A 15000-nucleotide genomic window follows, 5' to 3' on the forward strand; every position below is an offset into this window, starting at 1 on the left:
AGGCGAGGAGAGAATCCTAAGGTGTGCGAGAGAACTCTGGTTAAGGAACTCGGCAAAATGACCCCGTAACTTCGGGAGAAGGGGTGCTTTCTTAACGGAAAGCCGCAGTGAATAGGCCCAAGCGACTGTTTAGCAAAAACACAGCTCTCTGCGAAGCCGTAAGGCGAAGTATAGGGGGTGACACCTGCCCGGTGCTGGAAGGTTAAGGAGAGGGGTTAGCGTAAGCGAAGCTCTGAACTGAAGCCCCAGTAAACGGCGGCCGTAACTATAACGGTCCTAAGGTAGCGAAATTCCTTGTCGGGTAAGTTCCGACCCGCACGAAAGGTGTAACGATTTGGGCACTGTCTCAACCAGAGACTCGGTGAAATTATAGTACCTGTGAAGATGCAGGTTACCCGCGACAGGACGGAAAGACCCCGTGGAGCTTTACTGTAGCCTGATATTGAATTTTGGTACAGTTTGTACAGGATAGGCGGGAGCCATTGAAACCGGAGCGCTAGCTTCGGTGGAGGCGCTGGTGGGATACCGCCCTGACTGTATTGAAATTCTAACCTACGGGTCTTATCGACCCGGGAGACAGTGTCAGGTGGGCAGTTTGACTGGGGCGGTCGCCTCCTAAAGTGTAACGGAGGCGCCCAAAGGTTCCCTCAGAATGGTTGGAAATCATTCGTAGAGTGCAAAGGCATAAGGGAGCTTGACTGCGAGACCTACAAGTCGAGCAGGGACGAAAGTCGGGCTTAGTGATCCGGTGGTTCCGCATGGAAGGGCCATCGCTCAACGGATAAAAGCTACCCCGGGGATAACAGGCTTATCTCCCCCAAGAGTCCACATCGACGGGGAGGTTTGGCACCTCGATGTCGGCTCATCGCATCCTGGGGCTGTAGTCGGTCCCAAGGGTTGGGCTGTTCGCCCATTAAAGCGGTACGCGAGCTGGGTTCAGAACGTCGTGAGACAGTTCGGTCCCTATCCGTCGTGGGCGTAGGAAATTTGAGAGGAGCTGTCCTTAGTACGAGAGGACCGGGATGGACGCACCGCTGGTGTACCAGTTGTTCTGCCAAGGGCATAGCTGGGTAGCTATGTGCGGAAGGGATAAGTGCTGAAAGCATCTAAGCATGAAGCCCCCCTCAAGATGAGATTTCCCATAGCGTAAGCTAGTAAGATCCCTGAAAGATGATCAGGTTGATAGGTTCGAGGTGGAAGCATGGTGACATGTGGAGCTGACGAATACTAATAGATCGAGGACTTAACCATATAATATGTAGCAATGTTATCTAGTTTTGAAGGAATATGCCTTCATAGTTTGGTGATGATGGCAGAGAGGTCACACCCGTTCCCATACCGAACACGGAAGTTAAGCTCTCTAGCGCCGATGGTAGTTGGGACCTTGTCCCTGTGAGAGTAGGACGTCGCCAAGCAACTAAAAACACAAGTCATTTGACTTGTGTTTTTTTATTTCCCATGAAATAGATTTGGTTCCATTAATAAAAAATTTGAAATATAGTAAGGGATTTTTTGAGCAGAAATACTTAGAAATTGATAAATAAATGGATAATCTTCAGAACCATAACTTCCAAGTAAGTCATACCACCAATCTGTTTCATATCTAGAAATCATGCTTAAATTATAGAGCAATAAATAATGAATGAGGAGTTCAGGTAATATTGGCTTAGGATTTCTAGGGTCAGTCGTAAGTGGCAAATAATAAGTATTAGTAAGATGTTCATAGTATAAAGGAGTACTGTACATAGGATTCCATGATTGAATAGGCGCTGTAAAAAGTAAATTCGATTCATTAGTCTTCTCAGGTACGTGTTGTATTGATAAATGCTTACAAGATGTTTCAATGTAACGAGAAAATCTCTCTTTAGTCATATGTAATCGATCTAGTAGGTTGACTGAAAAGGAGAGCTCATTTTTAATTGTTGAATCAATTTTATATAAAGTTGATCCTTTTTGACTATAACGAAATAAATTTTGTAATTCTGGAATATTTCCCATTAGTTCTAACATGTTAAATTTTTCTGCTTCTAAGTGTTTCATGTGAAACAGTTGTTCTGCAACATGAGTAAACAATCCGTTTTTTTGTACCTTCACCTCATCTTCTAAAAATTGATACCCTTGTTTTTTTCGTTTGCGAGTTGTAACGCCATGAGCTAAAACAGTAGTGGATTCAGGATAGTTAGGGTCAATAGTTAGTAGGCATGCTTTAAACAGTTGACTAATTCCATAAAATAACAACATTGGTTGAATGGAAAATGGAGCTGTCTTATATAATTCATAATAATTTTTCCCGTGTTCTAAGTAATAAATAAAGGGATAACAATTTTCAAAACTTTTTTTTTCTGCATCCTGAATAGAGGATTTTTCATAACAACGGGCAAGATAACGTTGTACGTTTTGAGATGAAAAAAAGAAACTTAACTGCTGCCAAGTACAAGATGTTTGATGCATATATTACGCTCCTTTTATTGTCTAAAAATTCTAACATATATATACGTCCTTGACAGTATTTTAACCAATTGATAAGCTACTAATAATAATTTCTGGTATCATAGGGGGAACAATTATGTGGGAATCTAAATTTGTTAAAGAAGGTTTGACTTTTGATGATGTATTACTTGTACCAGCTAGGTCAGATATATTACCAAGAGAAGTAAGTGTTAAAACAGTTTTATCTGAAAGCTTACAGCTAAACATCCCGTTAATTAGTGCAGGAATGGATACAGTAACAGAAGCTGACATGGCTATTGCAATGGCTCGCCAAGGTGGTTTAGGAATTATTCATAAGAATATGTCTATTGAGCAACAAGCAGAGCAAGTTGATAAAGTAAAGCGCTCTGAAAGCGGCGTTATTTCAGATCCTTTCTTCTTAACTCCAGAACATCAAGTATATGATGCAGAACATCTTATGGGAAAATATCGTATCTCAGGTGTACCGGTTGTAAATAATTTAGATGAGCGAAAATTAGTTGGTATTATTACAAACCGTGATATGCGCTTCATCCAAGACTACTCAATCAAAATTTCTGACGTAATGACAAAAGAACAATTAATTACAGCTCCAGTTGGTACTACACTGGAAGAAGCTGAAAAGATCCTACAAAAGTATAAAATTGAAAAACTCCCTCTTGTTGATAATAACGGTGTATTACAAGGGCTTATTACAATAAAAGATATTGAAAAAGTAATTGAATTCCCAAACTCTGCTAAGGATAAGCAAGGACGCTTATTAGTTGGAGCAGCAGTTGGTGTAACAGCGGATGCTATGCTTCGCATCGATGCATTAGTAAAAGCTAGTGTAGATGCAATTGTACTTGATACAGCACATGGACATTCTAAAGGTGTTATTGATAAGGTAAAAGAAGTTCGTGCTAAATACCCATCACTAAATATTATCGCTGGAAATGTTGCTACTGCTGAAGCAACGAAAGCATTAATTGAAGCTGGTGCAAACGTAGTTAAAGTTGGTATTGGACCAGGTTCTATTTGTACAACACGCGTTGTAGCCGGTGTTGGTGTACCACAATTAACTGCAGTTTATGATTGTGCAACAGAAGCTCGTAAACACGGTATTCCAGTTATTGCTGATGGTGGTATTAAGTACTCTGGTGATATGGTGAAAGCTTTAGCGGCAGGAGCACATGTTGTTATGCTAGGTAGCATGTTTGCAGGTGTTGCAGAAAGCCCTGGAGAAACTGAAATTTACCAAGGTCGTCAATTTAAAGTGTATCGTGGTATGGGTTCTGTCGGTGCGATGGAAAAAGGAAGTAAAGATCGTTACTTCCAAGAAGGTAATAAAAAGCTTGTCCCAGAAGGTATTGAAGGACGAGTGCCATATAAAGGACCTTTAGCAGATACAGTTCACCAATTAGTTGGTGGCTTACGTGCAGGTATGGGATATTGCGGAGCACAGGATTTAGAATTCTTACGCGAAAATGCACAATTCATTCGTATGTCAGGTGCTGGCTTACGTGAAAGTCATCCTCATCACGTACAAATTACAAAAGAGGCTCCAAACTACTCATTATAATGTCTTATATACAAATAGACAGAGATTTGATATCTCTGTCTATTTTTTTTTGATTATGTTAGAATAACGGTTATGTGAGTACATAGATATTGGGGGTAGCAAAAGTGAAAGGTATGTTTTGCAAAAGATTCATTGCTTTGGTAACAGTGCTTACACTAGCTTGTAGCATTTTTATGCCATATAGCAATGCATCAGCTGAAACAGGAGCCGCTTTAAACATTGAAGCAGGTGCGGCAATTTTAGTAGAAGCGAATTCTGGGAAAATTTTATATCAAAAGAATGCAGATGAATTATTATCCATTGCTAGTATGACAAAGATGATGAGTGAATATTTAGTTCACGAAGCAGTGGATAAAGGAAAACTTAAGTGGGACCAGAAAATTAAGGTTTCTGAATATGCATATAAGGTTTCACAAGATGCTTCATTATCAAATGTTGCATTAGAAAATGGTGGCTCTTATACAGTAAAAGAGTTATACGAAGCAATGGCAATCTTTTCTGCAAATGGTGCAACAATTGCATTAGCAGAAGCAATTGCAGGTAAAGAAGTAGACTTCGTAAAAATGATGAATGACAAATCGAAAGAACTAGGGTTAAAAAATTATAAATTTGTCAATTCTACAGGTTTAACGAATAAAGATTTAAAGGGAATGCATCCTGAAGGAACAACAGCGGATGAAGAAAATAAAATGTCTGCAAAGGATGTTGCAACTTTAGCACAACATTTAATTAAAGATTATCCAAAAGTGTTAGATACAGCAAAAATCCCTAAAAAAGAATTCCGTCCAGAAAAAGAGAAGTTTGGAATGTCGAACTGGAACTGGATGTTAAAGGGCTTAGTTAAAGAATATGATGGCGTAGATGGCCTAAAAACAGGCTCAACTCCAGAAGCAGGAGATTGCTTCACTGGTACGGTTGAAAGAAACGGAATGCGTTTTATTTCTGTAGTTATTAAAACAAGTTCTCATACAGCACGTTTTGATGAAACAAAGAAGCTATATGATTATGGATTTGCTAACTTTGAAGTGAAACAAATGTATAAAAAAGGTTCTTCAGTAAAAGGACAAGAAACAGTACGAGTAGAAAATGCGAAAGATAAAGATGTAGCAGTTCAAACGAAACAAGCTATTTCACTTCCAGTGCCAAAAGGAAGTAAAGATGTTTATAAAACAGAATTAAAAGAATCAAGTAAGGGACAAGAAGCACCTATTAAAAAGGGAGCTGCGCTTGGTCAAATGGTAATTACGCCAAAAGATACAAACGACCCTGGATTTTTAACTGGTAAGTCACTGCAAGTGGATCTTGTAACGACATCTGAAGTAGAAGAAGCAAACTGGTTTACTCGTGCTATGCGCGGAATTGGTTCATTCTTTAGTGGTATGTGGAATAGTGCTGTTGATACAGTAAAAGGTTGGTTTTAAAAGCTCCTCACGATAGGAGCTTTTTTTTATTCCTATTTTTCATACCGACTTTATGAAAAAGTAGTAGACAAGCATCTGATAGTTAGTGGTAGAATGTAAGAGTATTCTTAATTTTCGCCTTTAACGGGGGAAAGCAATTCACCTAGGGGGGTTTTTGTACATGACAAATGTAACAGGGACAGAACGTGTAAAACGTGGAATGGCAGAAATGCAAAAAGGCGGCGTTATTATGGACGTAGTTAACGCTGAACAAGCAAAAATTGCAGAAGAGGCAGGCGCAGTTGCCGTTATGGCATTAGAGCGTGTACCAGCAGATATTCGTGCAGCAGGTGGCGTTTCTCGTATGGCAGACCCAACAATTGTTGAAGAAGTTATGGGTGCGGTGTCAATTCCGGTTATGGCAAAATGCCGTATCGGTCACCTTGTAGAAGCACGTGTATTAGAATCATTAGGGGTAGACTATATCGATGAGAGTGAAGTATTAACTCCTGCTGATGAAGTATACCATTTAAATAAACGTGATTACACAGTTCCATTTGTATGTGGTTGCCGTGATATCGGAGAAGCTGCACGTCGTATTGCAGAAGGTGCATCTATGCTTCGTACAAAAGGTGAACCAGGAACAGGAAACATTGTAGAGGCAGTGCGTCATATGCGCCAAGTCAATGCAGAAATCCGTCAAGTTGCGAGTCTACGTGAAGATGAGTTAATGACATATGCAAAAAATACTGGCGCTCCTTACGAAGTATTACTTGAAATTAAACGTCTTGGTCGCTTACCAGTTGTAAACTTTGCGGCAGGTGGTGTAGCAACACCAGCAGATGCAGCATTAATGATGCAACTTGGTGCTGATGGGGTATTTGTTGGATCTGGTATCTTTAAATCAGAAAACCCAGAGAAATTTGCACGTGCAATTGTTGAAGCAACGACTCATTATGAAGATTACGAACTAATTGCAAGCCTTTCTAAAGGATTAGGTAATGCAATGAAGGGTGTCGAAATTTCAACGTTATTACCAGAACAACGCATGCAAGAGCGTGGATGGTAATTAAAGGAGAACTTTAAAATGGTGAAAATCGGTGTACTAGGTCTTCAAGGTGCAGTTCGTGAGCATGTAAAATCAGTTGAAGCAAGTGGTGCAGAAGCTGTTGTTGTAAAGCGTATAGAGCAACTTGAAGAGATTGATGGTCTTATTTTACCGGGCGGTGAAAGTACAACAATGCGCCGTCTTATTGATAAGTATGCTTTCATGGAACCACTTCGTACATTTGCAAAGTCTGGTAAACCAATGTTTGGTACATGTGCAGGGATGATTCTTCTTGCGAAAACACTTATTGGCTATGAAGAAGCACATATTGGGGCTATGGATATTACAGTTGAGCGTAATGCGTTCGGACGCCAAAAGGATAGTTTTGAGGCTGCGCTTTCAATTGAAGGCGTGGGTGAAGACTTCGTTGGTGTATTTATCCGTGCGCCGTATGTTGTAGAAGTAGCTGATAATGTTGAAGTGCTTTCTAAACATGGTGACCGAATGGTAGCGGTAAGACAAAAACAGTTTTTAGCTGCTTCATTCCATCCGGAATTAACAGATGATCATCGTGTAACAGCATACTTTGTTGAAATGGTAAAAGAAGCGAAAATGAAAAAAGTTGTATAAGTAACTTGCAACTTGTATAAGATTATAGTAAATTGATGGTAACAATTTTATAAAATAAGCGTGTTGATAGGAAATAGTAACAAATGTCGTTTCTTATAGAGAGTCGATGGTTGGTGGAAATCGATAGAAACAGTTTGTGAATCCATCCTGGAATGGAATGTGGAATATCTTTTGGATTAGTAAGCATTCCCGGTGAAGAGCCGTTATTTCTACTTGAGAGGAAAGCGGTAATGCTTTCAACTAGGGTGGCAACGCGGGTTAACTCCCGTCCCTTTATATAGGGACGGGAGTTTTTTGTGTTTTATAAAATAAAAGGAGGAGTATACAATGCTTGATATTAAATTTTTACGTACAAACTTTGAAGAAGTAAAAGCGAAATTACAGCATAGAGGCGAAGATTTAACTGATTTTGGTCGTTTTGAAGAATTGGATACGAGAAGAAGAGAACTACTTGTTCAAACAGAGGAACTAAAAAGTAAACGTAACGAAGTATCTCAACAAATCTCTGTATTGAAGCGTGAAAAGAAAGATGCAGAAGCTCTAATTTTAGAAATGCGTGAAGTTGGAGAAAAAGTAAAGGATCTTGATAACGAACTTCGTACAGTTGAAGAAGACTTAGAAAGATTAATGTTATCTATTCCAAATATCCCTCATGAATCTGCTCCAGTTGGTGAAACAGAGGATGATAATGTAGTAGCACGTACTTGGGGAGAAGTGAAAGAATTTACTTATGAGCCAAAACCACATTGGGATCTTGCTACTGATTTAGGAATTTTAGATTTTGAACGCGCTGGGAAAGTAACAGGAAGCCGCTTCGTATTCTACAAAGGTGCTGGTGCAAGATTAGAGCGTGCTTTAATTAGCTTTATGCTTGATCTTCATACTGATGAGCATGGATATGAAGAAGTATTACCTCCATATATGGTAAACCGTGCAAGTATGACAGGAACAGGACAACTTCCAAAGTTTGAAGAAGATGCATTCCGTATTGAAAGTGAAGATTACTTCTTAATTCCAACAGCTGAAGTACCTGTAACGAATATGCATCGTGATGAGATTTTAAATAAAGAGCAATTGCCTATAAGATATGCTGCATTTAGCTCTTGCTTCCGTTCTGAAGCAGGTTCAGCTGGACGTGATACACGTGGTTTAATTCGCCAGCATCAGTTTAATAAAGTAGAGCTTGTGAAGTTCGTAAAACCAGAAGATTCTTATGAAGAGTTAGAAAAGTTAACAAATGATGCAGAACGCGTGTTACAATTATTAGAGTTGCCATATCGCGTTATGAGCATGTGCACAGGCGATTTAGGATTTACAGCAGCGAAGAAATACGATATTGAAGTATGGATTCCAAGCTATGGCACATATCGTGAAATTTCTTCTTGTAGTAATTTTGAAGCTTTCCAAGCGAGACGTGCAAATATCCGTTTCCGCCGTGAACCAAATGGAAAACCAGAACATGTTCATACATTAAATGGATCTGGTCTTGCAATTGGACGTACGGTTGCAGCTATTTTAGAGAACTACCAACAAGAAGATGGTACAATTATAATTCCAGAAGTTCTTCGCCCTTATATGGGAGGAAAAACAGTTATTAAGTAAATTTAAACATTCATCGGTATGAGTGATTGGTAATTATGAGCGTTGTCAGTACTGTAATGTAGGAAGGGGAAAGTAAAATTTTCCTTTCCTCATAATTTATTTTAGTAGGGTTGACTAACTGTTTTTCTTTTGATATTATATTTGATGTCAATATGGAGGTATACCCAAGTCTGGCTGAAGGGATCGGTCTTGAAAACCGACAGGCGGCGAGAGTCGCGCGGGGGTTCGAATCCCTCTACCTCCTCCAGATATAATTGACAACAGCGCATATAAGTGGAGATTGGAGAACTCGTTACCAACACGTAACGAGTTTTTATTTTAAAACCAATCATAAAGTATGGTGTAAGGTAATTTTGTCCTTATTACACACTCATATTCCGATGATTATCTTCATAGATATGAAAGGAGTCAACATGGATCTTATTATACAAACGTTTCCTTTAGATGGAAAAACTTTATATTATGTACAATGTCCTGTCTGTAAGAACAATAGAATTTTAAACAGTGGTGCAAACGTATCACGCATTATTAGTGATGATACATTCCGTAAACTTTGTGGTTGTACTTGTGATGTAAAACCAGCTACGAGTAAAGTAGAGGCGCCAAAACAAGTTAAAAAAGCAGCTGTAAAGAAAGAAGCAGCTCCAAAACGTACAGGTAAAGTATTAACGGCAGTAATTAACGGGAAAGAAATGACTGTTAAAGAGATTGCTGAAGCATACGATATTAGTACAAGTACTGTTCGTCAGCGCATTAACGCAGGAAAACCTGAGAGTGAAATTATTGCTCCAACAAAGAAGAAGTAATTTAATAGGAAAACCCGTGCATATGCACGGGTTTTTTATTTTACAAGTTTACGTGTTTGTTTTAAAAAATGGCCAATTTTTTTTATGATTGGTTCGATTGAATCACCATCTTTTAAAATATCGTACTCATTAATATTTAAGCGTAATACAGGGCATGAATTAAAGTTGTTAATCCAGTTTTCATAACGTCCATGCATTTCTTTCCAGTACTCAATTGGTGTTTGCTGTTCCATTGGGCGCCCGCGTTCTTGAATACGATCGACAATATCATCGAAAGAACCTTCTAAGTAAATTAATAAGTCTGGATGAGGGAAGTAAGGAGTCATGACCATAGCGTCAAATAAACCTTTGTATGTTTCATAATCAGTTTCCGTCATTGTTCCTTTTTCATGATGCATCTTTGCGAAAATTCCAGTGTCTTCGTAAATGGAACGATCTTGAACAAAACCGCCACCATATTCAAAAATTCTTTTTTGTTCCTTAAATCGTTCTGCTAAAAAGTACACTTGTAGGTGGAAGCTCCAGCGAGTGAAGTCCGCATAGAACTTGTCCAAATATGGATTGGAATCTACTTTTTCAAATGATGTGCGATAACCTAAAGCATTAGCTAATGCAGTTGTCATAGTTGATTTACCCACACCTACTGTTCCGGCGATAGTGATTACTGCGTCATTGGGTATATCATATTTTTGCCTTAAATTCATTATTATTTCGACTCCTTTAAGAGAGTATTTTGAAGGGCAGATAGGATAACGTTTAAATCATCAGGATTTTTTACAAAATCCATATCGTCGCCATTAAATTTCAATACTGGTATTTCCGGATGATCTTTTTTAAAAGCATCCATTGCTGTTTCATAATCTTTTGTGAGCTGTAGTAAGTAATTTGGATCCATGTTTTTTTCAAATTCTCTTCCGCGCATGGCGATTCGTTTTTGCAATGTCTCTAGGCTAGCTGTTAAATAAACAATGACATTTGGCACAGGCATATCTTGTGTAAGGATACGATAAATTTGCATGTATTTGTCATATTGAGAGTCTTTTAATGTGCGGGATGCAAAAATTAAATTTTTAAAGATATGGTAATCCGCTACTACTGGTTTCCTTTGATTCAAGTACTTTATGTTAATGTCTTCTAATTGTTTGTATCTATTACAAAGAAAGAACATCTCTGTTTGAAAACTCCATTCGTCGATGTCTTCATAGAACTTTCCTAAAAAGGGATTTTCATCAACAATCTCTTTTAGTAAGTGGAGTTGCATGTGAGTTGAAATTTCCTTCGCAAGTGAAGTTTTTCCAACACCAATTGGTCCTTCAACCGTGATAAATGGTACTCCGGTCACGCTGTTTCCTCCTTTCAATCAGTGATTTACCGTGACTACTAAAAACACAAAACAGAATTATTGTAGCACAAGAGGGAAGCGAGCGGGTTAATTTGATATAAAAAGTTAGAAAATAGATATATGTATTAATTAAATTTTATTTTGGTTGATGATGTTATATTTGCTTTCAATGTAGTTTCCATTATTTTTAAAGCATGTATATTATCTTGGTCGTTGTTAGAGGCGATACAATCCTGTGGTACATACAATTTATAATTTCTCATATGAGCATCATTAGCTGTAAATAGGATACATATATTTCCGGCAACCCCTGTTAATATTAGATTTTCTATTTTTAAATAACCTAGTAATGAATTTAAAGGTGTTTCATAAAAAGCGGAATAATGTGGTTTAATAAAAATGTACTCATCAAAACTTGGAGCAATCTTATGGATTATATTTTCGCTATATTCATTTGTGCAATGAGTAATAAGTTGGTCGATATCAGATCTCCAAAGTTGATAATGGTCATTAACGTAAATTATAGGATAGCCGAAGGATTTCATTTTTTTCTTTAATTGTAAAATAGGGTTTGTTATAGTTTCGCATTTTTTAGCTAGAATGGGTCCGTGGGAAAATTGAAAGTCATTAATCATATCGATAATGAGCAAGGCGGTATTTTTCATATGTAATCCCCTCTCTTTTTTCTTTTAGGGTGGATTGAATTTGTAAAAGTTATCCCCTGTGTAGTAAATGGAAATAAGTGTACTTTATTTGTAATGAAAGGACTATGTTATGGAACAAGATCAAGATATTTATTTTATGCAATTAGCGATAGAAGAAGCTAAAAAGGCAGAGGAAATACAGGAAGTACCAATTGGAGCAGTTATAGTGTTAGATGGTGAGGTAATTAGTGTTGCCCATAATTTAAGGGAAACTGAGCAAAGATCAATAGCTCATGCTGAGTTGCTAGCGATAGATGATGCATGTAAAAAATTAGGGACATGGCGTTTAGAAGATGCAACATTGTATGTAACATTAGAACCTTGTCCAATGTGTGCGGGTGGAATTGTTTTATCACGAGTGAAGCGAGTTGTATATGGTGCAAGTGATCCGAAGGGCGGATGTGCAGGGACATTGATGAATCTTTTAACGGATGAACGCTTCAATCATCAATGTGAAGTAGTATCTGGTGTACTAGAGGAAGAATGCGGTACGTTGTTAACAAACTTTTTTAGAGAGCTTCGTAAAAAAAGAAAAGCAATAAAAAAATTAGAGAAGAATACTGGGAACTAACGTATTTGCATTTTCTAAAGAAACAAGTTATACTGATAATGCCTTTAATGAAGGCAACCGAATATTGGTTTTAACTTTGCCGTGCTAAGCGGGGAGGTAGCGGTGCCCTATACTCGCAATCCGCTCTAGCGAGGCCGAATCCCCTCTCGAGGTTATGTTGCTGTAAGGTCTGCCTTAAGTAAGTGGTGTTGACGTTTGGGTCCTGCGCAACGGGACCCCGTGAACCTTGTCAGGTCCGGAAGGAAGCAGCAATAAGCGGGTCTTCTCGTGTGCCGCAGGAGTGCCTGAACCGAGCTAACTGCTTGAGTAACGCTTATGGTACGTAATCGACGGAGGGTGCACGGCAGTTATATATGTATACAAAACTCACCTTAATACAAAGGTGAGTTTTTTGTATAGAAAATAACTTTTGGAATCTATAAACAGAATGGGTTATAATAAATGAGATAATAACCTTTGAGGGAGGCCGTATTTTCGTGTCATACCAAGCGTTATACCGAACATGGAGACCGCAAAAGTTCGAAGATGTAGTCGGTCAAAAGCACGTGACAAAAACGTTGCAAAATGCCCTTCTTCAAGAGAAAGTTTCACATGCTTATTTATTTTCTGGCCCGAGGGGAACAGGAAAAACGACAATTGCAAAAGTATTTGCAAAAGCAATTAACTGTGAACATGCTCCGGTAGCTGAACCTTGTAATGAATGTCCTTCTTGTTTAGGAATCACACAAGGATCCATTTCAGATGTATTAGAAATTGATGCGGCTTCAAATAACGGTGTAGATGAAATTCGAGATATTAGAGATAAAGTAAAATACGCTCCAAGTGCTGTAGAATATAAAGTATACATTATTGATGAAGTTCACATGCTTTCTATGGGTGCATTCAATGCGCTTTTAAAAACCTTAGAAGAGCCGCCAGGACATGTTATCTTTATTTTGGCGACAACAGAACCTCATAAGATCCCACCTACAATCATTTCACGTTGTCAGCGCTTTGAATTCCGAAAAATATCAGTGAATGATATTGTTGAGAGATTATCAACGGTCGTGACAAATGAAGGTACGCAAGTGGAAGGTGAAGCATTACAAATTGTTGCGCGTGCTGCCGAAGGTGGTATGCGTGATGCGCTTAGTCTTATTGATCAGGCTATATCTTATAGTGATGAGATTGTTACGACAGAAGATGTATTGGCCGTAACAGGATCTGTTTCTCAGCAATACTTAGGCAATTTAGTAGAGTGCATACGTGAAAATGATGTATCAAGAGCATTGCAAATCATAGATGAAATGATGAGTAAAGGGAAGGATCCAGTTCGTTTTATGGAGGATTTCATTTACTATTATCGTGATATGCTTTTATATCAAACTTCACCACAACTAGAACATATGTTGGAACGAGTAATTGTAGATGATCAATTCCGTAAGTTGAGTGAAGAAATGCAACCGGAAGTGATCTATGAGATTATTCATACCCTTAGTAAGGGACAACAGGAAATGAAGTGGACAAATCATCCGCGTATTTTCTTAGAAGTTGTTATGGTGCAATTGTGTCAACAGTTTATGATGCAAGCAAATGGTACAGATCGTTTGCAAGCAATTATGAACAGGATGCAGCAACTGGAGAAAGAGTTAGAGCAAGTCAAAAAGAACGGTGTGCCAGCAGGTGTACAACAGGAAGTAAGAGAGACACGTGCAACACCAAAACCGGTACGAACAGGAAGTATGAAAATTCCTGTTGGACGTGTAAATGAAGTATTAAAACAAGCGAAGCGTCAAGATTTAGAACAATTAAAAGCTGTATGGGGTGAGTTGTTAGGAAGACTCAAATCATATAACAAAGTAGCGTTTGCCGTTTTGCTTGAAAATAGTGAACCAGTGGCAGCTTCAGATGACACTTACGTTTTAGCATTTCAATATGAGATTCACTGTAAGATGGCGAGCGAAAATCGAGAAGCTATGGATACAGTAGAACAAGCTTTATTTGAATTGCTAAGTAAAAGGTTAAATATGATTGCCATTCCAAAAAGTGAATGGGGTAAAATCCGTGAAGACTTTTTACAACGTGAAGGTGGAGAGTCTGAAGAAAGCCCGGAGAAAAAGGAAGACCCTCTTATAGAAGAGGCAGTGAAGTTAGTAGGGCAAGAACTCATTGAAATAAAAGAGTAATAATAATTAGGAGGAATTAATTATGATGCGTGGCGGAATGGGAAATATGAATAACATGATGAAACAAATGCAAAAGATGCAAAAGGACATGGCGAAAGCACAAGAAGAGCTTGGTGAAAAAACAGTTGAAGGTACAGCTGGCGGCGGAATGATTACAGTTATTGCAAATGGTCACAAGCAAATTCTTGAAGTGAAGATTAAAGAGGAAGTTGTAGATCCAGAAGATATCGAAATGTTACAAGACTTAGTATTAGCTGCAACAAATGATGCACTTAAAAAGGCTGATGAGCTTTCAAACTCTACAATGGGTAAATTTACAAAAGGCTTAAACTTACCAGGTGGAATGTTCTAGGAGGATATTGATACATGCATTATCCAGAACCAATATCAAAACTAATCGATAGTTTTATGAAGTTGCCAGGTATCGGACCGAAAACAGCGGTTCGATTGGCATTTTTCGTATTAGATATGAAAGAAGATGATGTGTTAGGTTTCGCGAAAGCACTTGTAAATGCGAAGCGAGATTTAGCGTACTGTTCTGTATGCGGACATATTACTGATCGTGATCCTTGTTATATTTGTAATGATTCACATCGAGATCAATCAGTTGTTTGTGTCGTGCAAGAACCGAAAGATGTAATCGCGATGGAAAAAATGAAAGAGTATCAAGGTGTATATCATGTGTTACGTGGTGCGATTTCT

At 38.4% G+C, this 15000-nt stretch carries 14 protein-coding genes, 1 tRNA gene, 2 rRNA genes, 1 other RNA gene and 1 other annotated feature (2 of these 19 running past the window's edge); of the genes, 14 read left to right on the forward strand and 4 right to left on the reverse strand.

What is annotated here, in order from left to right:
• Positions 1–1251, forward strand: a 23S ribosomal RNA gene (locus GD442_RS00050) (it extends 1671 nt beyond the left edge of the window).
• A 48-nt stretch (positions 1252–1299) separates the two neighbouring features.
• Positions 1300–1415: ribosomal RNA gene (rrf, locus tag GD442_RS00055) — 5S ribosomal RNA — on the forward strand.
• Positions 1416–1449: 34 nt separating this feature from the next.
• Here rrf and GD442_RS00060 read toward each other — a convergent pair.
• The gene (locus tag GD442_RS00060) at positions 1450–2451 is read right to left on the reverse strand and encodes a YaaC family protein (protein WP_000554287.1); all 1002 of its coding nucleotides are present in this window, start codon (positions 2449–2451) and stop codon (positions 1450–1452) included.
• Between the two features lie 115 nt (positions 2452–2566).
• On the opposite strand from GD442_RS00060, the gene guaB reads away from it, so the two are divergent.
• The 7 genes from guaB (at position 2567) to GD442_RS00095 (ending at position 9516) form a co-directional block, all read left to right on the forward strand.
• Positions 2567–4030 carry an IMP dehydrogenase gene (guaB, locus tag GD442_RS00065; RefSeq protein ID WP_000264088.1) on the forward strand — a complete coding sequence of 488 codons (1464 nt, stop codon included), beginning with the start codon at positions 2567–2569 and terminating at the stop codon, positions 4028–4030.
• A 113-nt stretch (positions 4031–4143) separates the two neighbouring features.
• Entirely contained in the window at positions 4144–5451 is a 1308-nt protein-coding gene (gene dacA, locus GD442_RS00070; RefSeq protein WP_124749816.1) for a D-alanyl-D-alanine carboxypeptidase DacA, read from the forward strand.
• 160 nt (positions 5452–5611) lie between these two features.
• Positions 5612–6499 (forward strand): pyridoxal 5'-phosphate synthase lyase subunit PdxS, encoded by an 888-nt coding sequence (gene pdxS, locus GD442_RS00075; RefSeq protein WP_000186165.1) that lies wholly within the window; start codon positions 5612–5614, stop codon positions 6497–6499.
• A gap of 18 nt (positions 6500–6517) precedes the next feature.
• Complete coding sequence (gene pdxT / locus GD442_RS00080) at positions 6518–7108, forward strand: pyridoxal 5'-phosphate synthase glutaminase subunit PdxT (protein WP_074555739.1); 591 nt, start codon at positions 6518–6520, stop codon at positions 7106–7108.
• A gap of 54 nt (positions 7109–7162) precedes the next feature.
• Positions 7163–7384, forward strand: a binding site (T-box leader).
• Between the two features lie 51 nt (positions 7385–7435).
• A complete protein-coding gene (gene serS, locus GD442_RS00085) occupies positions 7436–8710 on the forward strand; it encodes a serine--tRNA ligase (protein ID WP_000884187.1) in 1275 nt (424 codons plus the stop codon).
• A 154-nt stretch (positions 8711–8864) separates the two neighbouring features.
• Positions 8865–8957: transfer RNA gene (locus GD442_RS00090), tRNA-Ser, on the forward strand.
• 166 nt (positions 8958–9123) lie between these two features.
• Entirely contained in the window at positions 9124–9516 is a 393-nt protein-coding gene (locus GD442_RS00095) for a sigma factor-like helix-turn-helix DNA-binding protein (protein WP_000364193.1), read from the forward strand.
• A 35-nt stretch (positions 9517–9551) separates the two neighbouring features.
• Here GD442_RS00095 and GD442_RS00100 read toward each other — a convergent pair whose 3' ends face one another.
• The 3 genes from GD442_RS00100 to GD442_RS00110 form a co-directional block, all read right to left on the reverse strand.
• Positions 9552–10220, reverse strand: coding sequence for a deoxynucleoside kinase (locus GD442_RS00100; protein ID WP_001053585.1), 669 nt, complete (start codon positions 10218–10220; stop codon positions 9552–9554).
• Positions 10221–10222: 2 nt separating this feature from the next.
• Positions 10223–10858, reverse strand: a complete 636-nt coding sequence (locus GD442_RS00105; protein WP_000148218.1) for a deoxynucleoside kinase — start codon at positions 10856–10858, stop codon at positions 10223–10225.
• A 125-nt stretch (positions 10859–10983) separates the two neighbouring features.
• Complete coding sequence (locus tag GD442_RS00110) at positions 10984–11523, reverse strand: cysteine hydrolase family protein (RefSeq protein WP_000798724.1); 540 nt, start codon at positions 11521–11523, stop codon at positions 10984–10986.
• A 109-nt stretch (positions 11524–11632) separates the two neighbouring features.
• Between GD442_RS00110 and tadA the strand changes: the two genes are divergently transcribed.
• The 5 genes from tadA to recR all read left to right on the forward strand — a co-directional run.
• Positions 11633–12133 (forward strand): tRNA adenosine(34) deaminase TadA, encoded by a 501-nt coding sequence (tadA, locus tag GD442_RS00115; RefSeq protein ID WP_000434329.1) that lies wholly within the window; start codon positions 11633–11635, stop codon positions 12131–12133.
• Between the two features lie 79 nt (positions 12134–12212).
• Positions 12213–12477, forward strand: an RNA gene (ffs, locus tag GD442_RS00120) — signal recognition particle sRNA large type.
• 132 nt (positions 12478–12609) lie between these two features.
• The gene (dnaX, locus tag GD442_RS00125) at positions 12610–14298 is read left to right on the forward strand and encodes a DNA polymerase III subunit gamma/tau (RefSeq protein WP_000121587.1); all 1689 of its coding nucleotides are present in this window, start codon (positions 12610–12612) and stop codon (positions 14296–14298) included.
• Between the two features lie 25 nt (positions 14299–14323).
• Entirely contained in the window at positions 14324–14650 is a 327-nt protein-coding gene (locus tag GD442_RS00130) for a YbaB/EbfC family nucleoid-associated protein (RefSeq protein ID WP_014894853.1), read from the forward strand.
• A gap of 14 nt (positions 14651–14664) precedes the next feature.
• A protein-coding gene (recR, locus tag GD442_RS00135; RefSeq protein ID WP_000559169.1) for a recombination protein RecR crosses the window boundary here: on the forward strand, positions 14665–15000 show its 5' portion. 261 nt of this gene lie beyond the right edge of the window; 336 of the gene's 597 nt are visible here — the first part of the coding sequence; its start codon is at positions 14665–14667; its stop codon lies off the right edge, out of view.

Source organism: Bacillus sp. A260, assembly GCF_009861435.1.
Lineage (GTDB): Bacteria > Bacillota > Bacilli > Bacillales > Bacillaceae_G > Bacillus_A > Bacillus_A cereus.

What these genes read in the sequence shown, in the direction of transcription:
- pdxS (WP_000186165.1), top strand. Translation starts at nt 5,612, where the DNA reads ATGACAAATGTAACAGGGACAGAACGTGTAAAACGTGGAATGGCAGAA.
- serS (WP_000884187.1), top strand. Translation starts at nt 7,436, where the DNA reads ATGCTTGATATTAAATTTTTACGTACAAACTTTGAAGAAGTAAAAGCG.
- tadA (WP_000434329.1), top strand. Translation starts at nt 11,633, where the DNA reads ATGGAACAAGATCAAGATATTTATTTTATGCAATTAGCGATAGAAGAA.
- dacA (WP_124749816.1), top strand. Translation starts at nt 4,144, where the DNA reads ATGTTTTGCAAAAGATTCATTGCTTTGGTAACAGTGCTTACACTAGCT.
- GD442_RS00100 (WP_001053585.1), bottom strand. Translation starts at nt 10,220, where the DNA reads ATGAATTTAAGGCAAAAATATGATATACCCAATGACGCAGTAATCACT.
- guaB (WP_000264088.1), top strand. Translation starts at nt 2,567, where the DNA reads ATGTGGGAATCTAAATTTGTTAAAGAAGGTTTGACTTTTGATGATGTA.
- GD442_RS00095 (WP_000364193.1), top strand. Translation starts at nt 9,124, where the DNA reads ATGGATCTTATTATACAAACGTTTCCTTTAGATGGAAAAACTTTATAT.
- GD442_RS00110 (WP_000798724.1), bottom strand. Translation starts at nt 11,523, where the DNA reads ATGAAAAATACCGCCTTGCTCATTATCGATATGATTAATGACTTTCAA.
- pdxT (WP_074555739.1), top strand. Translation starts at nt 6,518, where the DNA reads ATGGTGAAAATCGGTGTACTAGGTCTTCAAGGTGCAGTTCGTGAGCAT.
- GD442_RS00060 (WP_000554287.1), bottom strand. Translation starts at nt 2,451, where the DNA reads ATGCATCAAACATCTTGTACTTGGCAGCAGTTAAGTTTCTTTTTTTCA.
- GD442_RS00130 (WP_014894853.1), top strand. Translation starts at nt 14,324, where the DNA reads ATGCGTGGCGGAATGGGAAATATGAATAACATGATGAAACAAATGCAA.